Origin of the sequence: Longimicrobium sp., from assembly GCA_036389795.1 — a bacterium.
Lineage (GTDB): Bacteria > Gemmatimonadota > Gemmatimonadetes > Longimicrobiales > Longimicrobiaceae > Longimicrobium.
In genome coordinates this window covers 19,345-39,328 of record DASVWD010000070.1, presented here as the reverse complement: position 1 = coordinate 39,328, position 19,984 = coordinate 19,345, and the positions used below count along the sequence as shown (strand labels likewise).

21 protein-coding genes are annotated in these 19,984 nt (G+C 70.8%); 19 read left to right on the top strand and 2 right to left on the bottom strand.

Annotated features, from left to right (window positions below; translation table 11 throughout):
* The first annotated feature begins 74 nt into the window (after positions 1-74).
* The 5 genes from ftsA (at position 75) to VF746_08660 (ending at position 5,382) form a co-directional block, all read left to right on the top strand.
* Entirely contained in the window at positions 75-1,331 is a 1,257-nt protein-coding gene (ftsA, locus tag VF746_08680; GenBank protein HEX8692479.1) for a cell division protein FtsA, read from the top strand.
* 114 nt (positions 1,332-1,445) lie between these two features.
* Positions 1,446-2,696 carry a cell division protein FtsZ gene (gene ftsZ, locus VF746_08675; protein HEX8692478.1) on the top strand — a complete coding sequence of 417 codons (1,251 nt, stop codon included), beginning with the start codon at positions 1,446-1,448 and terminating at the stop codon, positions 2,694-2,696.
* Positions 2,697-3,119: 423 nt separating this feature from the next.
* Positions 3,120-4,409 carry a M23 family metallopeptidase gene (locus tag VF746_08670; protein ID HEX8692477.1) on the top strand — a complete coding sequence of 430 codons (1,290 nt, stop codon included), beginning with the start codon at positions 3,120-3,122 and terminating at the stop codon, positions 4,407-4,409.
* Positions 4,410-4,411: 2 nt separating this feature from the next.
* Positions 4,412-5,149 carry a 1-(5-phosphoribosyl)-5-[(5-phosphoribosylamino)methylideneamino]imidazole-4-carboxamide isomerase gene (gene hisA / locus VF746_08665; GenBank protein ID HEX8692476.1) on the top strand — a complete coding sequence of 246 codons (738 nt, stop codon included), beginning with the start codon at positions 4,412-4,414 and terminating at the stop codon, positions 5,147-5,149.
* Positions 5,149-5,382 (top strand): hypothetical protein, encoded by a 234-nt coding sequence (locus VF746_08660; protein ID HEX8692475.1) that lies wholly within the window; start codon positions 5,149-5,151, stop codon positions 5,380-5,382. Before hisA ends, VF746_08660 begins: the two co-directional genes overlap by 1 nt.
* A gap of 75 nt (positions 5,383-5,457) precedes the next feature.
* Here the strand turns inward: VF746_08660 and VF746_08655 are convergent, their stop codons facing one another.
* The gene (locus tag VF746_08655) at positions 5,458-5,829 is read right to left on the bottom strand and encodes a hypothetical protein (GenBank protein HEX8692474.1); all 372 of its coding nucleotides are present in this window, start codon (positions 5,827-5,829) and stop codon (positions 5,458-5,460) included.
* Between the two features lie 523 nt (positions 5,830-6,352).
* Here VF746_08655 and VF746_08650 point away from each other — a divergent pair.
* The 6 genes from VF746_08650 to VF746_08625 all read left to right on the top strand — a co-directional run bounded on the left by VF746_08650 (position 6,353) and on the right by VF746_08625 (position 13,248).
* Complete coding sequence (locus tag VF746_08650; GenBank protein ID HEX8692473.1) at positions 6,353-7,801, top strand: ATP-binding protein; 1,449 nt, start codon at positions 6,353-6,355, stop codon at positions 7,799-7,801.
* 284 nt (positions 7,802-8,085) lie between these two features.
* The gene (locus tag VF746_08645; GenBank protein ID HEX8692472.1) at positions 8,086-8,334 is read left to right on the top strand and encodes a hypothetical protein; all 249 of its coding nucleotides are present in this window, start codon (positions 8,086-8,088) and stop codon (positions 8,332-8,334) included.
* A 110-nt stretch (positions 8,335-8,444) separates the two neighbouring features.
* Positions 8,445-9,509 carry a GntG family PLP-dependent aldolase gene (locus VF746_08640; GenBank protein HEX8692471.1) on the top strand — a complete coding sequence of 355 codons (1,065 nt, stop codon included), beginning with the start codon at positions 8,445-8,447 and terminating at the stop codon, positions 9,507-9,509.
* A gap of 135 nt (positions 9,510-9,644) precedes the next feature.
* Entirely contained in the window at positions 9,645-10,706 is a 1,062-nt protein-coding gene (gene recA / locus VF746_08635; GenBank protein HEX8692470.1) for a recombinase RecA, read from the top strand.
* 404 nt (positions 10,707-11,110) lie between these two features.
* Positions 11,111-12,217, top strand: coding sequence for a hypothetical protein (locus VF746_08630; GenBank protein ID HEX8692469.1), 1,107 nt, complete (start codon positions 11,111-11,113; stop codon positions 12,215-12,217).
* Positions 12,218-12,432: 215 nt separating this feature from the next.
* Positions 12,433-13,248, top strand: coding sequence for a methyltransferase domain-containing protein (locus VF746_08625; GenBank protein ID HEX8692468.1), 816 nt, complete (start codon positions 12,433-12,435; stop codon positions 13,246-13,248).
* 54 nt (positions 13,249-13,302) lie between these two features.
* On the opposite strand, the gene VF746_08620 is transcribed toward VF746_08625, so the two are convergent.
* On the bottom strand, positions 13,303-13,557 hold the full coding sequence (locus VF746_08620; protein ID HEX8692467.1) for a hypothetical protein: 255 nt from the start codon (positions 13,555-13,557) through the stop codon (positions 13,303-13,305).
* 283 nt (positions 13,558-13,840) lie between these two features.
* Between VF746_08620 and VF746_08615 the strand changes: the two genes are divergently transcribed.
* The 8 genes from VF746_08615 (at position 13,841) to VF746_08580 (ending at position 19,984) form a co-directional block, all read left to right on the top strand.
* Positions 13,841-14,080 carry a hypothetical protein gene (locus VF746_08615; protein ID HEX8692466.1) on the top strand — a complete coding sequence of 80 codons (240 nt, stop codon included), beginning with the start codon at positions 13,841-13,843 and terminating at the stop codon, positions 14,078-14,080.
* A 718-nt stretch (positions 14,081-14,798) separates the two neighbouring features.
* A complete protein-coding gene (locus VF746_08610; GenBank protein ID HEX8692465.1) occupies positions 14,799-15,530 on the top strand; it encodes a hypothetical protein in 732 nt (243 codons plus the stop codon).
* A gap of 129 nt (positions 15,531-15,659) precedes the next feature.
* Entirely contained in the window at positions 15,660-16,097 is a 438-nt protein-coding gene (gene dtd, locus VF746_08605; GenBank protein ID HEX8692464.1) for a D-aminoacyl-tRNA deacylase, read from the top strand.
* 6 nt (positions 16,098-16,103) lie between these two features.
* On the top strand, positions 16,104-16,715 hold the full coding sequence (locus VF746_08600) for a Maf family protein (GenBank protein ID HEX8692463.1): 612 nt from the start codon (positions 16,104-16,106) through the stop codon (positions 16,713-16,715).
* A gap of 11 nt (positions 16,716-16,726) precedes the next feature.
* The gene (locus VF746_08595) at positions 16,727-17,740 is read left to right on the top strand and encodes a hypothetical protein (GenBank protein ID HEX8692462.1); all 1,014 of its coding nucleotides are present in this window, start codon (positions 16,727-16,729) and stop codon (positions 17,738-17,740) included.
* Positions 17,737-19,230, top strand: coding sequence for a glycerol kinase GlpK (gene glpK / locus VF746_08590; protein ID HEX8692461.1), 1,494 nt, complete (start codon positions 17,737-17,739; stop codon positions 19,228-19,230). Before VF746_08595 ends, glpK begins: the two co-directional genes overlap by 4 nt.
* Positions 19,227-19,577, top strand: coding sequence for a hypothetical protein (locus VF746_08585; GenBank protein HEX8692460.1), 351 nt, complete (start codon positions 19,227-19,229; stop codon positions 19,575-19,577). The genes glpK and VF746_08585 overlap by 4 nt, the downstream gene beginning before the upstream one ends.
* 2 nt (positions 19,578-19,579) lie before the next feature.
* Positions 19,580-19,984, top strand: coding sequence for a hypothetical protein (locus VF746_08580; GenBank protein HEX8692459.1), 405 nt, complete (start codon positions 19,580-19,582; stop codon positions 19,982-19,984).

The window sequence follows — 19,984 nt, the reverse complement described above, 5'->3', positions numbered from 1 at the left end:
AGCCACGCACTCACGCACTGACGCACTCACGCACTCGCACTTCGCACTCAGCACTTCGCACTTAGCACTATCGAATGCGCCCAACCGTCGTCGCCGGCCTGGACATCGGATCGAGCAAGACCGCCGTGGTGATCGCCGAGATCGACGGCGAGGCGCCGCAGCGCGCGCAGGTCAAGGTCCTGGGCGTCGGGCAGGCGCGCACCACCGGGATCCGCCGCGAGATCGTCACCGACATCGAGGCCACCACCGAGGCCGTCCGCAAGGCCGTCAAGGAGGCCGAGCTGATGGCGGGGGTGAAGGTGGAGCGGCTCTACACCGGCATCGCGGGCGAGCACATCCACGCCTGGCCCTCGAACGGGGTGGTGGCCGTCGGCCGCACGCAGAGCCGCGACCAGGAGGTCTCGCCCGCCGACGTCGAGCGCGTGAACGAGGTCGCCCGCGCCGTGCCGATCCCCGCCGACCGCGAGATGATCCACGCCATCCCGCAGGAGTACATCGTCGACGCGCAGGACGGCATCCGCGACCCCGTGGGCATGGCCGGGATGCGGCTGGAGGCCGAGGTCTTCATCGTCACCGGCAGCGCCAGCGCCGCGCAGAACATCCGCAAGTCGGTCACCCGCGCGGGCTACCAGGTGGCCGAGCTGGTGCTGGAGCCGCTGGCCTCCTCGCTCGCCGTGATGTCCGAAGACGAGAAGGAGATCGGCACCGCGCTGGTGGAGCTCGGGGGCGGGACGACGGACATCGCCGTCTTCCACGAGCGCAAGGTGCGGCACCTGGCCTCGCTCCCCTGGGGCGGCTCCACGGTGACCAACGACATCGCCAAGGGGCTCTCGCTCCCGTACGCCGAGGCGGGGCGCGCCAAGGAGCGCTGGGGCTCGGCCCGGGCCGACCTGGTAAGCCCCACGGAGACCTTCGAGCTCCCCGGCCCCGCGCAGGGGCAGACGCGCCACGTCGCGCGCGAGCTCCTGGCGCACATCGTCGAGCAGCGCCTGGACGAGATCTTCGGGCTGGTGGCGGCGGAGCTGGACCGCAGCGGCCTCGCCAACCAGCTGGGCGGCGGGATCGTGCTGACCGGGGGCGGGGCGTCGCTCACGGGGATCGTGGAGCTGGCCGAGCGCAGCTTCGCCGCCCCGGTGCGCGTGGGCGTGCCCGGCGACGGGCTGGGCGGGCTTGCGGATTCGGTGCGGCGGCCCAAGTTTGCTACGGCCGCAGGACTGGTCATCTACGGATCCCGCCGACTCATCGACGAAACCCCCGAAGGCGCGCCCGGCGGCGCCGCCGTTTCCGGCGCAATCCGGCGCGTGCGCGACTGGCTCACGGACTTCTTCTGATCGACTTCCCGAGAGAATGTCGAGCGAAGCCCGCATGGCACCCCTGTATCCGAACCTGCACCCGAATCCAACCCCGGCGGACACCTCCCACGTGACCGGAGGAGCGTGAGTACGATGATCTTCGAGTACGAAGACCCCATGCCGCAGAACGCCCGCATGAAGGTGGTGGGCGTGGGCGGCGGCGGCGGCAACGCCGTCAACCGGATGATCGCCGAGGAGCTGGAGGGCGTCGAGTTCATCACGGTGAACACCGACGCGCAGGTCCTCAAGATGTCCCGCTCCACGGTCAAGATCCAGATCGGCCAGAAGCTCACCCGCGGCCTCGGCGCCGGGGCGCGCCCCGAGATCGGCCGGCAGGCGCTGGAGGAGAACCGCGAGGAGGTGCGCAAGGCGCTGGAGGGCGCCGACCTGGTGTTCGTCACCGCCGGGATGGGCGGCGGCACCGGCACCGGCGCCGCCCCGCTCATCGCCGAGATGGCGCGCGAGATGGGCGCGCTCACCGTGGCCATCGTCACCAAGCCGTTCCTCTTCGAGGGGAAGAAGCGGATGCGGCAGGCCGAGGAGGGCCTGGCCGAGCTGCGCCGCGCCGCCGACACCATGATCGTCGTCCCCAACGAGCGGCTCCTCTCGGTGGTGGGGAAGGGGACCAGCTTCAAGGACGCGCTCAAGAAGGCCGACGAGGTGCTCCTGCACGCCACGCAGGGGATCAGCGACCTGATCCGCGTGACCGGCGAGGTGAACGTGGACTTCGCCGACGTGCGCACCATCATGTCCAACCGCGGCGCGGCGCTGATGGGCACCGGCTTCGGCCGCGGCGACAACCGCGCGGTGGAGGCGGCCCAGGAGGCGATCAGCTCGCCGCTCCTGGACAACATCTCCATCTCGGGCGCGGCCGGGGTGCTCATCAACATCACCGGCGGGATGGACCTGGCCATCGACGAGGTCACCACCATCTCCTCGATCATCCAGGAGGCCGCGGGCGACGAGGCCGAGATCATCTTCGGTGCCGTGCACGACAGCGGGATGCGCGAGGAGGTGCGGGTGACGGTGATCGCCTGCGGCTTCGAGAAGGCCGAGCCGCACCTGGCCGGGCGCCAGGACGGCGTCATCCGCCCCGACTTCCGCGCCCCGCGCGCCGACGTGCGCCCGCTGCACGGCCATCGCACGGTGATGCCCTCGGCGGGCGAAGGCCCCGCGGCCGAGCGTCCGGCGGCCTGGGGGCGCGCCGAGCCCCGGGCCGAGCCGGCGGCGCCGCAGCAGGGCACGCCGGTGCACAAGTTCCCGGTGCCGCCGCGCCCGGTGGAGCCGCGCTCGCAGCCGAGCGACCTGGAGATCCCGACCTTCATCCGGAGGCAGATGGACTAGTGGACGTCCGGCTGCTACCTTCACGCGCGAGCGCAGCGGGGTCCCGCCCGGCCGGCCGGGACCGCCCCGTCGCGCTCGCCGTTTTCGACCGTCCGTTCCGCGACTCTATCGGTCCGGATGAAGAGTGTGCAGAAGATCGTTCTGCGACCCGGCCAAACCGATTGAGTCTCACACGGAGTCAACGGAGTCAACAGAGAAAACTCTCCGTTAACTCCGTTGACTCCGTGTGAGAACACTGGTGTGACCGTCCCGGCGCGATCGTCGTCCATCGCGCCGAATCCCTGACAATCCAGCGCTCTCCTGCGGTCCGGGGGGAGGAATCCGGCCGGGCGCCCCGGCCTGGCCGGAAACCGTGGTGCTCCGTCGCGCCCGAGTCCGGCGCGGCGGCCGTGTGGCTGAAATCGCAGAAGGAGAGCTGTCCAGATGGCGAATCCCTACCGCATGCTTTCGCTCGGGGTGCTGGGCGTGTTCGGCCTGGCGCTGGGCTCGCAGTTCGTCCTCCACCGGCAGAAGAACGACGAGCCGCCGCCCGCCCCGCCGCCGCTGCTGCCGGCCGCGCACGCCGCCCCCGTCGAGGAGGTGCACCGCGCGGAGCTGCGCAAGGGGGAGACGGTCTCCGAGCTGCTGGAGCGCATGCGGCTGGACGGCGAGCAGGCGCAGGCGCTGCTGGCCAGCCTCACCGGCGCGCACGACCCGCGCACCCTGCGCCCGGGGATGGCGGTGGAGTGGCGCACCTCCACCCGCACCGGGGGACTCAGGCGGATGACCATGCGGCTCGACGCCGACCGCACGCTGCGCGTCGACGGCCGCACGGGCAAGCTGAAGTCCGCGGTCGAAGAGGTGGAGGTCCACGCCGACACCGCCGTGCTGGCGGGGACCGTGGAGCGCTCGCTCTACCAGGCGGTGCTCGACGGCAAGGGCGACGTCCCCCGCGCCGAGCGCGAGCGGGTGGTGGACCTGCTGGCCGACCGCATCTTCGCCTACAAGATCGACTTCTCGCGCGACCTGAAGCCCGGCGACGGCTACCGCATCCTCACCGAGCGCATGGTGCGCCCCGACGGCACCGCCCGCTCCAGCCGCATCCTGGCGGCGCAGTTCGACGTGGGCGGGCGGCGCCACGAGGCGTACCTCTTCGACACGGGCGACGGCCAGGAGTACTTCGGCCCGGGCGGCGAGTCGCTCAAGCGCGCCTTCCTGCGCGCGCCGCTGGAGTTCCGCCGCATCTCCTCCGTCTTCACCACCGGGCGCTTCCACCCGATCCTGCGCCGCATGCGCGCCCACCACGGCATCGACTACGCCGCCGCGCCGGGCACCCCCGTGCGCGCCGTGGGCGACGCGGTGGTGCGCAAGGCGAGCTGGGGCGGCGGCTACGGCAACGTGGTGGAGCTCGGGCACCGCGGCGGCTACGCCAGCCGCTACGCCCACCTGCGCGGCTTCGCCAGGGGGATCCGCCCCGGCGCGCGCGTCGTCGCGGGGCAGGTGATCGGCTACGTGGGCTCCACCGGGCTCTCCACGGGCCCGCACCTCCACTACGAGTTCCACATGGCCGGCCGCCCGGTGAACCCCGCCTCGGTCAAGCACCTGGTCAGCGAGCCCGTTCCCTCCGGCGCCCGCGGCCGCTTCCGCGCGCTGGTGGAGGCCCGCATCGCCGCCATGGACCGCGCCGCCGGCCCCATGCTGGCCGCCCGCGGCGCCGCGCCCGAGAACGACTGAAGGTGGCGTTCACGCTCTACCCCGCCATCGACCTGCGCGGCGGGCGCTGCGTGCGGCTGGAGAAGGGCGAGGCGAGCCGCGAGACCGTCTACGGCGGCGACCCCGCCGCCGTCGCGCGCGGCTTCGCGGCAGCGGGCGCGGAGTGGGTGCACGTGGTCGACCTGGACGCCGCCTTCGGCACGGGATCGAACCGCGCGCTGATCCGGGAGATCGTCGCCGCGACCCCGCTCCGGGTGCAGACGGGCGGGGGGCTCAGGACGGAGGACGACCTGGCGGAGGTGCTGGAGGCCGGCGCCGCCCGCGCGGTGGTCGGCACCGCGGCCATCGAGGACCCCGGCCTGGTCGAAGCCGCCGTCCGCCGCTGGGGAGCGGGCCGCATCGCCGTCGGCCTCGACGCGCGGGGGCGGCGCCCGGCCGCGCGCGGGTGGACCGAGGAGAGCGGCGCCGACCTGTTCCACCTGGCGAAGACGCTCGTGGGCCTGGGCGTCGGCACCCTCATCCACACCGACATCGAGCGCGACGGGATGCTGATGGGACCCAACCTGGAGCTCTCCGCCGAGCTGGCCCGCGAGTCGGGCGCGGAGGTGATCGTCTCCGGCGGCGTGCGCGGCGTGGAAGACGTCGCGGCGGCCGCGCGCGCGCACCGCGAGGGGCGCGGGATCGCCGGCGCCGTCGTCGGCAAGGCGCTCTACGAGGGGCGGCTCGACCTGGCCGAAGCCTTCCGCCGCCTCGGAGGCTGATGCCGCAGCTCCACCTCCGGGGCACCCGCTCCCGCGTCAGCCGCGACCACCTGGCCGGCATCATCCAGCGCTACACCGGCGTGGGGATGGTCGACGCCCGCCGCGTCGCCGACGACGTGGTCGCCGGCAGGCCCGTCTCCGTCTTCGTCGACGACTTCGACGCCGTCTACGACCTGGCCGACATGCTCACCTCCCTGGGCGTCGACGCCGAGGCCGACGAGGGCGACTACTGAGGGCGGCGCGAAAGGTCGGGACTTCCAGGCACGATACGACACCGGCCGCGGATCTCCGCGGCCGGCGCAGTCGGGTCAGGAGGTCGTGCTCCCGTTGCAGTCGCACCCGTCCGGCACCTCGATCGGCTCCGAATGCCTCGCCCCGAGCACCTCGATCCCCTTGCAGCCGATCGTCCCGTTCAGCTGCAGCGCCACGCTGTACGGGCCGGTCGCGGTGAGACAGATCCCGCCGGGAAGGCAGCCGACGACCTCGATCCCCCAGTACTCCGGGCAGCGGATGTAGACGAGTGGCTGGAGCGAGACTTCCATGTTGATGCAGGGCTTCGTCCCGGAAACCACGAGGAACCAGGTGTGCGGAATGATCCCCGGAACGACCTCGGCTTTCTCGAAGTTGATGCGCCGGCAGTTCTCGGACGCCGGCATCGCCTTGATGTCGTACTCGGACATGGTGATTCCTCCGTTCAATGAATTGGACGAGGTGCATTGTCCGCGGCCGGGCTGCGCGGCGGCCCGCGGCAACGGTGCGGGTAGCGGAAGGAAAGCCTCATGAGGGAAGTCCCGCCACGGGACGGGAGATTCGACGAAAATCGATCAATTCTGGCATCGCTGTGGGTTGCAGAGTAGGTTCGCCGCCGGCCTGAAGTCAACGAAACATTATTCTCCGACGTTGTCCCCCGGCCGGGCACGCTGCCGCGTGAGCCGCGACACCTTGCCGGGGCGGCGCGCGTGGCTCGTCGACGTGATCGCCGTCCACGCCGGAGCCGACGAGGGCGACTGCTGAACTCTGGACAGACACGGATGCGGACGTAAACAGCGCCGCCCACAGGGGTGGTGCTGTTTTCGTCATGTCGTACAATAAGTTACGGTCCAGCGCTGGGGCTGCTCACACGTCCGGATCACGAAAAGCTTGCTTTGTGCCTCGTCATGCTGTAAAGTGTACACTTATGGACTCATTTGAGAGTCCCAGCCCATCCACCCCGTCCCTATTCCCACCGGAGCCCGGCCCATTTCCACCCTTCTCGAAGAGCTGCGGCAGATCGTCGCCCGCGGCGAGTGCGACCAGGTCGAGTTCAAGAAATCCACGGGGCAGCGCACCGACGCGGCGAAGACCGTCTGCGGGATGCTGAACGCCTCCGGCGGCTTCGTCCTCTTCGGCGTCGCCGACGACGGCGCCGTCATCGGCCAGCAGGTCACCACTGACACGCTGGAAGGCGTCGTGCGCGAGCTGCGCCGCATCGAGCCGCACGCCTTCCTCGCGCCGGAGACCATCGAGCTCGGCGACGGCCGGGCGGTGATCCTGGTGCGCGTGCCCAGGGGCGGCGGCCCGTACTCGTACGACGGCCGCCCCTACGTGCGCCTGGGGCCCACCACGTCGGTGATGTCGCCCGCGGAGTATGAGCGGCTGGTGGTCGAGCGGATGCAGCCGCTGCACCGGTGGGAGATCCAGCCCGCCGCCGGCCTGGGCGTCGCGGACCTGGACCACGCCGAGATCGTGCGCACGGCCGAGGAGGCGATCCGCACCGGCCGCATCCCCGAGACCGGGACGCGCCGGGCCGAGGACCTGCTGCTGGGCTTCGGCCTGCTCGACGGCGGCGGGCGGCCCCTGAACGCGGCCGTCGTGCTCTTCGGCCGGCGCGAGCGGCTGCTCCCGGTCTACACGCAGTGCCAGCTGCGCCTGGCGCGCTTCCGCGGCCGCGACTCCACGGAGTTCGTGGACAACCGCCAGGAGCTCGGCAACGTCTTCGAGCTCTTCCAGCGGGCGCAGCTCTTCCTGCGCGACCACCTCCCGGTGGCGGGCCGCATCGTCCCCGAGCTGTACGAGCGTGTGGACGACCCGCTGTACCCGCCCGTGGCGCTCCGCGAGGCGGTCGTGAACGCCCTCTGCCACCGGGACTACGGCGCCGTCGGCGGCTCGGTCGGGATCGCCATCTACGACGACCGGCTGGAGATCTCCAGCACGGGTCCGCTCCGCTTCGGCCTCACTCCCGAAAACCTGGTCACGCTGCAAACCTCGCGGCCATGGAACCCGACCATGGCCACCGTCCTCTACCTGCGCGGTCTCATCGAGCGGTGGGGGCGCGGGATCCGGAAGATCAGGGAGCTGACGGAGCGCGCGGGGCTGGTCGCCCCCGAGTTCGTGGAGCGCGCCGGCGAGGTAGTCGTCCGCTTCTTCCCCGGCACCTACGTGCCGCCCACGCGAGTGGCCTACGACCTCACCGAGCTGCAGCGCTCGCTCCTCTCCGCCCTCGCGGAAGGCGGGCCGGCGTCGTCGGTCCGGCTGCAGGAACAGGTTGCCAGCAGCTACTCGAACTTCACCATCCTCGAGAACCTGCGGCACCTCCGGCAACTCAGGCTGGTCGAGAAGACCGGCTCCACGCGCGGCGCACGGTGGCGTCTCGTCGACGGGCGGGTGCCGTGATGGAGGACTCGCGCATCGTGGAATCCTACCACGGAATTCCACGGAATACCTCGGAATACCTCGGAATACCTCGGAATACCTCGGAACAGACTCGGAATCCTCGGAATTCGCAGGAGGGGGTGAGTAGGGTGGGTAACGGTGGTGGAAAGCCCTGGTGTCGGGTGCCAGGCGGCTGCTCGAATCCGGAATCCTGAAGTTAACCGACAACTGCCGCGCTTCGCCGGGGTCGCGACGAGTCGCTTGACCCGTGGCGCGGTGCGGCGACTGACCGACAGGTGACTCTCATGATGGAGATCGGCGACGTGGTGCGGGACATCTTTCGCGCGCTGGGCATTCCCGAGTGGGAGGTCATCGGGATGCCGGTTCCGTTCGATGTCGACGCCGCTGCGAAAGGGCATTCCCGCACCGGCGAAGGAGCGAGCGGCGCGTCCGTCCCGGAGCCGGCGCCGGCGTGCCCGGACGCGGTGGAAGGTGCGCACACCCGCGGGAAGGTGCGGAAGCGCCGGAGGAGAGCGCACAATCCCGTGCCGTAGCGCGGCGGCCGGTGCGGGCGGCCGGGATCTCGGGGCGCGGGGGCTTGTCAGCGGGCGCGCGAGGGCGGATCTTGAGGCCTTCCCCGACCCCGTCAGAACGCCGGAAGAGCATGATGCCGCCGAGCACGCCCGCGAGCGTGGTGGACCTCCGCTCCGACACCGTCACCAGGCCCTCGCCCGAGATGCGCCGCGCCATCGCGGAAGCCGAGGTGGGCGACGCGGTGCTGGGCGACGACCCGACGGTCGCCGAACTGGAGCGCTACGCCGCCGAGCTGCTGGGGAAGGAGCGCGCGCTCTTCTTCCCCAGCGGGATCATGGCGAACACCGCGGCGCTGCTGGTGCTGGCCGAGCCGGGGACCGAGGCGGTGATCGACGCCGGCGGGCACATGCTGAACTGGGAGGAGGGCGCCGTCGCGGCGCTGGGCGGCATCCAGTTCCGCGCGGTGCAGTCGCGCGACGGGCTGCTGCGCACCGAGGAGGTGGCCGAGGCGGTCCGCCCGCCCTCGCCGTACCACCCCCTCACCGCGGTGCTCTGCCTGGAGAACACGCACAACGCCGCGGGCGGCAGGGTGCTGCGGCTGGTGCAGATGGAGGCCCTCGTCCAGCTCGCGCGCGAGCGCGGCGCGAAGGTGCACCTGGACGGCGCGCGCCTGCCCAACGCGCAGGCCGCCACCGGGCTGCCGATGGCCCGCTGGGCGGCGCTCGCCGACACGGTGATGGTCGCGCTCTCCAAGGGGCTGGGCGCGCCGGTGGGTTCCATCCTGGCGGGGAGCGCGGAGCTGATGGAGCGTGCCTGGCGCGTGCGGCGGCGCCTGGGCGGCGGGATGCGGCAGGCCGGCATCCTGGCGGCGGCCGGGCTCTACGCGCTGCGCCACAACCTGGACCGGCTGGAGGAGGACCACCGCCGCGCCGACGCGCTGGCCCGCCGCGCCGCCGCGCTCCCCGGCATCACCGCGCCCAAGCCGCAGAGCAACATCGTGATGCTGGACCTCGACGGCGACGGGCCCGACCCGCAGGCCCTCCTGCGCGGGCTCGAGGAGCGCGGCGTCCGCATGACCCGGTTCGGGCCGCGGCGGCTGCGCGCCGTCACCCACATGGACGTGGACGACGCCGGGATCGACCGCGCCGTGGCGGCGCTCGAGGAGGTCGTCCACGGGGTCGCGGGCCGGCCCTAGAGAAGTTTCCGGGCGCGCGCACAGGACGCTTGCGCGCCGGGACTTGGGGATGTAAACTTTCGGGTGATCTTCGGGAACCGCCCCGCGCGTCCGGTGTACTCACTTCGTCCCACCAGCCAACCCCAGCGAAAGAAGATGATGACTGCCAAGGTCGAGGTCGGCGACGACCGCAAGAAGGCCCTGAACGTGGCCATCGGCCAGATCGAGAAGCAGTACGGGAAGGGCTCGATCATGCGCATGGGGATCAACGGCCCCATGATCCGGGTCAGCGCGATCCCGACGGGCGCCATCAACCTGGACGCGGCCATCGGCATCGGCGGGATCCCGCGCGGGCGGATCACCGAGGTCTACGGGCCCGAGTCGTCGGGGAAGACCACGCTCTGCCTGCACGTGATCGCCAACGCGCAGAAGGCGGGGGGGATCGCGGCGTTCATCGACGCCGAGCACGCGCTCGACATCGAGTACGCCCGCAAGCTGGGGGTGGACGTCGACAACCTGCTGGTGTCGCAGCCCGACACGGGCGAGCAGGCGCTGGAGATCGCCGAGGTGCTGGTGCGCTCCAACGCGCTGGACGTGATCGTGATCGACTCGGTGGCCGCGCTGGTGCCGCGCGCCGAGATCGAGGGCGAGATGGGCGACAGCCACGTGGGGCTGCAGGCGCGGCTGATGAGCCAGGCGCTGCGCAAGCTCACCGGCGCCATCAACCGCTCGCAGACCACGGTGATCTTCACCAACCAGATCCGCGAGAAGATCGGCGTGATGTTCGGCAACCCGGAGACGACCACCGGCGGGCGCGCGCTCAAGTTCTACGCGTCGCTCCGCATCGACATCCGGCGCATCGGCAGCATCAAGGACAAGGAGCAGCTGGTCGGCAACAAGACGCGCGCCAAGATCGTCAAGAACAAGGTGGCGCCGCCGTTCAAGCAGGCCGACTTCGACATCATGTTCAACGTCGGGATCGACCACTACGGGATCATCGTGGACCTGGCGGTGGAGAACGACGTGATCCAGAAGTCGGGCGCGTGGTTCTCGTACGGCGACGTGCGGCTGGGGCAGGGGCGCGAGAACGCGAAGGCGTTCCTCCAGGAGAACCCCGACCTGGCGGCGGCGATCGAGGCCAAGGTCAAGGAGGTGCTCGGCATCCGCGGCGTCGCCGCGGCCGCCGACGGCGACGGCGGGGCCTCCGCGTTCGACTGAGCGCGGCGCTCCTCCGGGATGAAAACCGGCCCCTCTTCCGACGCGTTCGGAGGAGGGGCCGGCGTTTAGCACCTGAACCCGAAACAGCAAAGCCTCACGCAGAGTCGGCAGAGGTAGCAGAGTTGACCGCTGTTCTCTGCTTACTCTGCTGACTCTGCTGACTCTGCTGACTCTGCTGACTCTGCTGACTCTGCGTGATCCTGCTGACTCTGCGTGATCCTGAAGGCGTTTTTCCGTACGAGCGGAGAGCGGGACGAACTCAGCGAGGGAGGTCACGGGGAGCCGGGAGCCGTCCTCTCCACGCGATCCTTGACGGTCCGAGGGGAAGGTGCTAGATATCCAGCATAGTGCTAGATATCTAGCACTGCGTCGGAGCCCCGGCACCCCGCAACCCGTCCGCGACCATGCGCCTGCTGAACACCTTCGCCCCGCTCGCCGTCCTCCTCGGCGTGGCTGCCCCCTCGCCGGACGTTCGCGCCCCGGCTCCGGCGGCGGCCGCGGAGACCGTGCAGGACACGGCCATCCAGGGGACCTGGACCCTCACCCTCCGCGCGGGCGAGGCTCCTCACCTGAACTTCCAGTGGGGCACCTCCAACTGGGGGAACTCCGTGGAGCTCGCGGAGCTGCGCGGGCTCGCCGACGCCCAGGCCAGGTCGGCCGCGCCGGCGCCGGTCGCCTTCCGGCTGGAGCGGGAGGCGGGGACCTTCGAGATGGAGGGCGTCTTCCGCGAGGGGCGCGGCACCGGGTTCTTCCGCTTCCGCCCCAACCGCGCCTTCCGCGGCACCCTGGCCGCCCTCGGGGTGCGCGGCACCGAGCGCATCGGCGACCGGGAGCTCATGGTCCTGGCCCTCTCCCGGGCGTCCTCGGCGAACGTGCGGGAGCTGGCTTCCCTGCTGGGTGCGCTAAGCTCGCAGCAGGTGGTGGAGCTCTCCATCCACGGCATCACCCCGGCGTACGTGCGCGAGGTGCGCTCGCTGGGGATCTCCGGGGCCGACACCCCGGCGGGGGTCGTCGAGCTGCGCATCCACCGCATCAGCGCGGCCTACGTGCGCGAGCTGGCGGAGCTGGGGTACCGCGACCTCTCGCGCGGGATGCTCCTCCAGATGGGGATCCACGGGGTCGGCGCCCGGCAGGTCCGGGAGCTGCGCGAGCTGGGCTACCGCGACCTCACGCCCCAGCAGCTGGTCATGCTGCGCATCCACGGCATCACGCCGGCGCACATCCGCCACATGCGCGAGGGCGGCTTCACCGACTTGACGCCCGAGGCGCTGGTGGAGCTCAAGATCCACAACGTCACCCCCGAGTACGTGCGGGAGCTGGCCGCGCTGGGCTACCGCGACCTCCCCCGCTCCACCCTGATGCAGATGGGGATTCACCGGGTGACGCCCGCCTTCATCCGCCAGCTGCGCAGCGAGGGGCACGGGGACCTCAGCCCCCAGGCGCTCATCGAGAGGCGGATCTTCGGCGCCGACGGGCGGCCCGGGCGCGGGGGCCGGCGCCGGGGGAGCTGAACGGAGCCTTTCTACTCCCTTTCGCCAGGAGCGTCCTCCTCGCCGCCCCAGCCGCCGGAGTTTCCGGCGGCCGGGGCGTTTCGTATCATTCCGCTTCGGCCAGGCCCGTTCGGGGGTGAAATCCAGAAATGTCTCACGCAGAGCAGCAGAGTCAGCAGAGAACCCCACTGTTTTCTGCTGACTCTGCTGCTCTGCGTGATCCCCAAGGTGTTCGTATGAGCGAAGAGCGGGAGTACCTGCTGGGGGTAAACGACGGGGAGCTGGAGCGGCTCGGGTTCCAGCACCAGGTGTGGAGCGCGCAGGCGGCGTCGGCATGGGAGCGCGCGGGGTTCGGGCCCGGGCACGCGCTGCTGGACGTGGGGTGCGGGCCCGGGTACGCGACGCTCGACCTGGCGCGGCTGGTGGGCGCGGCGGGGCGGGTGCACGGGGTGGACCTCTCGGAGCGCTTCGTGGCCCACGTGCGCCGCCAGGCCGCGGCGCGCGGGCTCCAGGGCGTGACCGCGGAGGTGGGCGACGTGACGGCGCTCGACCTCCCCGAGGCCTCCTTCGACGGCGCGTGGTCGCGCTGGGTGCTCTGCTACCTGCGCGACCCCGGGGCGGCGGTGCGGGGCGTGGCGCGCGCGCTCCGGCCCGGCGCCGCCTTCGTGGTGCAGGACTACATGAAGTACGGGGGCGTGCTGGTGGCGCCCGAGGACCCCGCGTTCGACCGGGTGTTCGCGGCCATGATGGCGTCGTGGCGCGCCTCCGGCGGCGACCCGCACCTGGGGGCGCGGCTTCCGGCGCTCATGGAGCAGGCCGGGCTCAGGGTGGTGCACGTGGAGACGCTGGTGCGCACCGGGCGGCCGGGCTCGGGAGTGTGGGAGTGGCCGCGCACCTTCTTCACCAACTTCCTCCCCACGCTCGTCTCCAACGGCTTCCTCACCCGGGCCGACGCGGACGAGTTCGACGCCCGCTGGGCCGAGCGCGAGCGCGACCCGGGCGCCTTCTTCTCCACGCCGCCGATGGTGGAGGTGATCGGGGTGAAGCGCTGAGGCGGGACGGGAGAAGGCGGGTCCGGGCGCGGCTTCGCGCCCGGACCTCCGCCGTCACAGCCCGCAGGAGCTGCCGTAGTGGCACGACATCTCGCAGGTGGCCTCGCACGTGTCGTAGCACGTGACCGCGCACGCCGACACACAGTTGGACGGGCAGCTGTTCCACGAGCAGTCCACGGCGGTGTCGCACACCCGGTAGTCCGTGTACTGGGCGTGCCCGCGCACCGTCCCGCGCGGCGCCTTCTCGTCTTCGGCCACCTCGAAGCTGTCGACCTTCAGCTCTTCGACGTCCAGCTTCAGCTTCCGCATGGTTCCTCCTCGCCTGGGTGAATGCCGGGCCGGGTGATCTGGACCGCTCCCGCGCACCGGTACGGGGGAGCGGCCGGCCGGCGGGAAAAGGATGTAGCCGCTCACACGGGCGGCGGCCCACACGTAACCCGCCACCGCTCGGGAAACGAAAATCCGCGTGGCTCCCTGCTGCCGGGGCTCGGTTCCGGTGGAGAGGGCGCGGGGTGCCGTCACGCTGGCCCGGCTCCTGCACCCCGCGACAAACCTGTTTCGCGGCGGGGAACTCGTGCAGCGGGAGGGAGTCATGGCGGATCTCGGGCGCAAGGTGATGTGGAGCGTGGTGGGCGGCGCCACCGCGAAGGCGGTGCGCAAGGCCACCCGCAACGCGCTCCACGACGAGGTGGGCAAGCCCAAGCTGCCGCGCCCCGTGCGCCGCAAGCGCGGGCTGGCCCCGGCGCTCGCCTTCGCGGTCGGCGCCGCGGCGCTCTACGCGCTGGCGGACGTGCTCTGGGAGCAGGCGCGCGACTCGGCCAGCGCGCGCTGATTCGAGGACGGTCGGGCGAAGCGCGGTGGGAGAGGTAGGCGCACTCTCCCACCGCGCTTCGATCAAGGTGCCGGCTTCGACCGATATGATGTGCAGCAACTCGCCCGCACCGTCCGGGTACGTCTACTCCTACTACGACCGGAGTACGTCCTGCCCCGCCTATTCCCCGACCAGCTTCAACACCATCAGCATCAAGGTGCCGGGCTATCAGGAGACAGTGTGCGGCACTTCGCCGATTCCCTCCAACTACGTGGTCATCGCCTACGATCGGAGTCCATACTGCCCGTTCTACTCCCCTACCTCGACCAACACGAAGATCATTCAGCGGGTGTGATGCGCCGGGAGCCGGAGGCGGCGGAGCGTGGCCGCCGCCGCCCCGGTTCCGAGGACGGGCGGAGAGGGAGGCCGCGCGCGGTCTCCCTCTCCGCGTCCGGTCTCGCCTCCCAAGCCCGGTCGCCACTCCCGCGAGACCGGCGGAGGCGGGGAGCGGATGACGCACCGTGTGGCAGGGCTGTCCCGGATTCTACGGGGGCGGTGCGAGGCACGACACCGCGTTCCGGAGGCTTTCGGTCCCGGTCCGGCACGGTTTCGGGCGAGGTGAGCCACGGAGGTTCGAAGAGGCATGCCGATTGCCCGGCTCGGGTCGCCGCTGCGCCGTTCGGGTACTCTCTCCGAAGCCGATTCCACCGCCGCGCGACGCGGCGGACGGAGGCACCCCATGAAAGCACGGACACCGTCGGCCGCCGCCGGGGGCGCGACCAGCGCCGGGACCCTCTCGCTGGTGCGGCGGCACGTCCGCGACCTCCTCCAGAAGTCTCCCGCCTTCCGGGAGCTGCCACCCGGCAAACAGCGCCGCCTCGCCGACGACATGGTAAAGGTCGCCAGCCTCCTGGCCGAGCCCGCGGGGATCCGGATCGACCAGGTGCGCGCGATGTCCGCCGACGCCGAAAAGTTCGTTGCCAAAGTCGACTTTCCCGCCTTCGTGGGTGCGCTTATCAACTCCGTCTTCGAGGCCGTCGTCGAAAGCAGCATCGAGCAGATGAAGGCGTTCGCGGAGTTGGTGGCCGGCGTGGCGAAGTCGCTCGACCGGTTCGTCGACGACAACGCGTCGGCGGACCAGGGGCACGACTGGCTGGCGAGCTCCTATCCCGACCTGTTCGAGCTGGACCTGGAGCCCGGGTGCGATGGCAAGCCATGCCTGCGGCTGCGCGGGGGAGTGGACGGGAAGCGGGCTCTCGCGCGCGTCAACCGGCTCCCGATCGTGGGCGGTCCCCTGCGGAGCCTGGACGGCGACGCCGTCGAGAAGAAGCTGGTCCCCGCCGCGCGCCGGCTCGCTACCTCCCGGCAGCAGCTCCTCGCCACGATGGTGCTGATGGGGATCAACCGCATCGTGGTGACGGACGGGTTCATCTCCGCCAGGCTGGAGTTCGCAGCCCGGGCGCACCGGTGATCCGGATCTGAGGATCGGCGCAGCTTCCCTTCGAAGGGCGCCGTCCGGCCGCAGAGGCCGGGCGGCGCTCCGTCGTTCGGGAGGGTCCCGTGCTTGCGCGCTCCCGGCCCGCCCGTATTCTTCCCCGCCATGCGTATCGTGCTTCAGCGGGTCTCCCGCGCGTCGGTGACGGTGGGCGGGCGCGTGACGGGCGAGATCGGCCGCGGGCTGCTCCTGCTGGCCGGCTTCACCGACGCGGACACCGGCGAGGCGCTGGCCTGGATGGCGAAGAAGGTGGTGCAGCTGCGCATCTTCCCCGACGACGAGGGGAAGATGAACCGCTCGGTGGAGGAGGCGGACGGCGCGCTCCTGGTGGTCTCGCAGTTCACCCTCTACGGCGACGCGCGCAGGGGGAACCGGCCCAGCTTCATCGACGCCGCGCGGCCCGAGGTGGCGATCCCGCTGTACGAGCGCTTCGTGGAGCTGCTGCGCGCCACGGGCCGCCCCGTGGAGACCGGCGAGTTCGGCGCGATGATGGACGTGGAGCTGGTCAACGACGGCCCCGTCACCCTGGTCCTGGAGCGCTGACCCCACATGACGGAGCCGCGGACGCCCCCGCCGATCATCCTGGCCTCGCAGTCGCCGCGGCGCGCGGAGCTGATCGCGCGGCTGGAGCTCACCTTCGACGTGCTCCCCGCCGACATCGACGAGAGCTACCGGGAGGGCGAGACCCCGCCCGCGCACGCCGAGCGCCTGGCGCGCGAGAAGGCGCAGGCGATCGCGAAGACGCACCCGCACGCGCTGGTGGTCGGCTCCGACACCATCGTGGTGGTGGACGGCGACGTGCTCGGCAAGCCGCGCGACCGGGCGCACGCGGTGGAGATGCTCCGGCGCCTCTCCGGGCGGGAGCACGAGGTGTGCACGGGCGTGGCGGTGGCGCGCGGCGAGCGCGTGGAGAGCGGGCTGGAGCGCGTGCGCGTGCGCTTCCGCGCGCTGGACGAGCGCGCCTGCGAGGAGTACGTCGCCACCGGCGAGCCGATGGACAAGGCCGGCGCCTACGGCATCCAGGGCTTCGGCTCGGCGATCGTCGAGGGGATCGAGGGCGACTACTTCGCGGTGATGGGGCTGCCCGTCGTGCGCATGCTGCGCCTCTTCGAGCGCCACGGCTGGCGCTACGGCTTCGGGCGGCTGGAGCATTCCTCGTAACGGAGGGCAAAATGGGAAACGATAATTCTGATCATCTGGCTACTCGAGTTCTCGCATCAGAGGGTGTCCGGTCGCTTCTAACAGAGAACGCCCTTCTGAAATTGTGCGAGAAGTTTGGATGGGCAGCCGTCAACGGAGCACTGTATTCCGATCCTGCGACTGGCAAGTCACGCGAGCTCGATGTCGTGGCAGAGCGGAGGTGGATAAGGAAAGGCCCAGATCGTCTGCTGCACGTTTACGTTCTCGTAGAATGCAAGTCATTGTCAGGATATCATCTGGTGTTTCCGCGTGTAGAGGCGAGCAAGCTCCGAATTCAACCGTATATCGCATGGCTTGAAGAGTTGGAACCTCACCGTATGCAGTTTTTCCGTGAGTTGAGCACTGAACTCGACGAGAAGGTGGCGAACGAGTTGTGTGACAAATCCGTTGACTATCTTTTGTCATTAGTCTGGGACAATGGACCATTGTCAGAAAGCGATCTAAGTCCTATCCGTGCTAGGAACGTTGCAACTACGTTTCGAGAGACCAATACCAAAACGGACAAGGAGATGGATAGTTCGGTAATTTGGAAGGCTCTTTCTTCCCTGAATTCTGCTATATCTGCACTTACTACCATGGAGATTGCAGATGCTGTAAAGTTTTCGGCTATTTTCCTTAAGCTACAAGTGTCGTCTGGAACCGACTCGGCTACGGCAGTGAAGGGTGCTCTGGATTTAGGAGTGAGCGAGAGAAGTGTATACCATCCAATTCTCGTCGTCGAAGCTCCGATTTGGACGCTTGAACATGATCAACTTGTGCCTGCGGAACACGTTCGGTTAGTCCAACAAAGGGCGGCGCGCGGTGCAATAGGATGGATCGATATTGTTGCTGCTACCTATGCAGAGACGTTCCTCAGAAATGTCACTACGCACTATCGGCGCCTGTTGAAGAAGGCGGGGGCTTTCCCTCTAAGAAAGGGCCAAAGAGTGACCATGCTTAGTATCGAATTCCCAGATCTTTCACCCGAAGCAGGCGCACGCGGATGATCCTCGCCATCGACCAGGGGACCACCGGCACCACCTGCCTCGCCATCGACCGCGAGGGGCAGGTGCGAGGGCGGGCGTACAGCGAGTTCACGCAGCACTTCCCGCGGCCCGGCTGGGTGGAGCACGACGCCGAGGAGATCTGGGAGGTGACCCGCCGCGCCGCCAAGGTGGCCGCGGCCGCCGCGGGCACCAGCCTGGACGAGCTCGCCGGCATCGGCATCACCAACCAGCGCGAGACGATCGTGCTGTGGGAGCGCGAGACCGGGCGTCCCGTGCACCACGCCCTGGTCTGGCAGGACGGCCGCACGGCCGACGTCTGCCGCCGGCTCAAGGAGGAGGGGCACGAGGAGGAGGTGCGCGGCCGCACCGGGCTCGTCATCGACCCCTACTTCAGCGCCACCAAGCTGGCCTGGCTGCTGGACCACGTCCCCGGCGCCCGCCGCCGCGCCGAGGCCGGCGAGCTGGCGGCGGGGACCATCGACACCTGGCTGGTGTGGAAGCTCACCGGCGGGCGCCTGCACCTCACCGACCGCACCAACGCCTCGCGCACCCTCCTCTACTCCCTGGACGGCGACGCCTGGGACCCGGCGCTCCTCGACCTCTTCGGCGTCCCCGCGGCCGTGCTCCCGGAGATCCGCCCCTCGAGCGAAGTCTACGGCGCCACCGACGGCGCCGCCTTCGGGGGCGAGGCGCCGATCGGGGGGATCGCGGGCGACCAGCAGGCGGCGCTCTTCGGGCAGGGGTGCTGGCGGGCGGGGGAGGGGAAGAACACCTACGGCACCGGCGCCTTCCTCCTGGTGCACACCGGCGGCGAGCGCGTGCCGTCGCGCCACGGGATGCTCACCACGGCGGCGTGCGGGCCGCGCGGGGAGCGGGCTTACGCGCTGGAAGGCTCCATCTTCATCGCGGGAGCCGCGGTACAGTGGCTGCGTGACGGGCTGGGGATCGTCGCCGCGGCGGAGGAGACCGAGGCGCTGGCGCGCTCGCTCGGCTCCAACGACGGCGTCTACTTCGTCCCCGCCTTCACGGGGCTGGGGGCGCCGCACTGGGAGCCGCGGGCGCGGGGGACGCTGTTCGGGCTCACCCGCGGCACCACGCGGGCGCACCTGGCGCGGGCGGCGCTGGAGGCCATGGCCTTCTCCACCCGCGACGTGGTGGAGGCCATGGAGGGCGACGCCGGGGTGCGCATGCCCGAGCTACGGGTGGACGGCGGCGCCGCGGCCAACGACTGGCTGATGCAGTTCCAGGCCGACGTGCTGGGGGTGCCCGTCCGCCGCCCGGCGATGGTGGAGATCACGGCGCGCGGCGCGGCCGGGCTGGCGGGGCTCGCCACCGGCTTCTGGGCCGCCCCGGAAGACTTCGCCGCCGCGCGCCCCGAGGAGGCCGTCTTCACCCCCGCGGCGGACGAGCGCGCCCGCGCGTCCGCGCTGGCGGGGTGGCGCCGCGCGGTGGAGGCGGCGCGCCACTGGGCCCAGGGAGAAACGTCATGAAGAGGCTCGTGCCGCTGTTCTGCTGCCTGCTCCTCGCCGGCTGCGCCACGCTCGGGGGCGGGCGCCAGGAGCGCCCCCGGCCGCGCGACCGCTTCTTCGCCGAGGACAAGCTGCAGCACTTCTTCGTCTCGTTCCTGGTCACCAGCCTCTCGGCCAGCGGCGCGCGCGCCGCGGGGATGGACGCCGACGCCAGCCTGCTGGTGGGCGCGGGGACCGGCGTGGCCGTGGGCCTGGCCAAGGAGCTGAACGACCTGCGCACCGAGGGCGAGACGGGCTCCTTCCTGGACTTCGTCTGGGACCTGGGCGGCGTGGGCGCGGCCACGGTCGTGGTGAAGCAGTCGCGGTAGCGATGGCCGTTCCCGCTCCCTCGACCGTCCCCGAAGTCCCCGCGCGCCTCTCGCTCGGCGGCAACACCACCGAGGCGCGCGCCCGCGTGATCGAGCGCACGGCGGCCTGGCGGCACGCGTCGGCCGCGCGGCAGCTCGCCTGGTGGCTGCTGATCCCCGTGGTCGGGATCATACCGCCGCACTTTCCCTGGATTTTGGCGGTGCTCGCCATCGGCGGGATGCGCGCGTGGAGCCGGCTGCGCGAGTACCGCACGCTGGTCTCCCTGCACGGCCCCTGCCCGAAGTGCGGCACCGAGCAGGACTATTCCGAGCTGGGGCGGATGAAGGAGCCCTACCACACCGTCACCTGCGCCAGTTGCCGCTGGGACCTGCGCGTGGAGGTGGCGCGGGCGGCGGCCACCACCTGA

Bases quoted from the DNA above. Each gene is read 5' to 3' on its own strand.
- ftsA (HEX8692479.1), top strand. From the start codon at position 75: ATGCGCCCAACCGTCGTCGCCGGCCTGGACATCGGATCGAGCAAGACC.
- ftsZ (HEX8692478.1), top strand. From the start codon at position 1,446: ATGATCTTCGAGTACGAAGACCCCATGCCGCAGAACGCCCGCATGAAG.
- VF746_08670 (HEX8692477.1), top strand. From the start codon at position 3,120: ATGGCGAATCCCTACCGCATGCTTTCGCTCGGGGTGCTGGGCGTGTTC.
- VF746_08660 (HEX8692475.1), top strand. From the start codon at position 5,149: ATGCCGCAGCTCCACCTCCGGGGCACCCGCTCCCGCGTCAGCCGCGAC.
- VF746_08655 (HEX8692474.1), bottom strand. From the start codon at position 5,829: ATGTCCGAGTACGACATCAAGGCGATGCCGGCGTCCGAGAACTGCCGG.
- VF746_08645 (HEX8692472.1), top strand. From the start codon at position 8,086: ATGATGGAGATCGGCGACGTGGTGCGGGACATCTTTCGCGCGCTGGGC.
- VF746_08640 (HEX8692471.1), top strand. From the start codon at position 8,445: ATGATGCCGCCGAGCACGCCCGCGAGCGTGGTGGACCTCCGCTCCGAC.
- recA (HEX8692470.1), top strand. From the start codon at position 9,645: ATGATGACTGCCAAGGTCGAGGTCGGCGACGACCGCAAGAAGGCCCTG.
- VF746_08630 (HEX8692469.1), top strand. From the start codon at position 11,111: ATGCGCCTGCTGAACACCTTCGCCCCGCTCGCCGTCCTCCTCGGCGTG.
- VF746_08625 (HEX8692468.1), top strand. From the start codon at position 12,433: ATGAGCGAAGAGCGGGAGTACCTGCTGGGGGTAAACGACGGGGAGCTG.
- VF746_08620 (HEX8692467.1), bottom strand. From the start codon at position 13,557: ATGCGGAAGCTGAAGCTGGACGTCGAAGAGCTGAAGGTCGACAGCTTC.
- VF746_08615 (HEX8692466.1), top strand. From the start codon at position 13,841: ATGGCGGATCTCGGGCGCAAGGTGATGTGGAGCGTGGTGGGCGGCGCC.
- VF746_08610 (HEX8692465.1), top strand. From the start codon at position 14,799: ATGAAAGCACGGACACCGTCGGCCGCCGCCGGGGGCGCGACCAGCGCC.
- dtd (HEX8692464.1), top strand. From the start codon at position 15,660: ATGCGTATCGTGCTTCAGCGGGTCTCCCGCGCGTCGGTGACGGTGGGC.
- VF746_08600 (HEX8692463.1), top strand. From the start codon at position 16,104: ATGACGGAGCCGCGGACGCCCCCGCCGATCATCCTGGCCTCGCAGTCG.
- VF746_08595 (HEX8692462.1), top strand. From the start codon at position 16,727: ATGGGAAACGATAATTCTGATCATCTGGCTACTCGAGTTCTCGCATCA.
- glpK (HEX8692461.1), top strand. From the start codon at position 17,737: ATGATCCTCGCCATCGACCAGGGGACCACCGGCACCACCTGCCTCGCC.
- VF746_08585 (HEX8692460.1), top strand. From the start codon at position 19,227: ATGAAGAGGCTCGTGCCGCTGTTCTGCTGCCTGCTCCTCGCCGGCTGC.
- VF746_08580 (HEX8692459.1), top strand. From the start codon at position 19,580: ATGGCCGTTCCCGCTCCCTCGACCGTCCCCGAAGTCCCCGCGCGCCTC.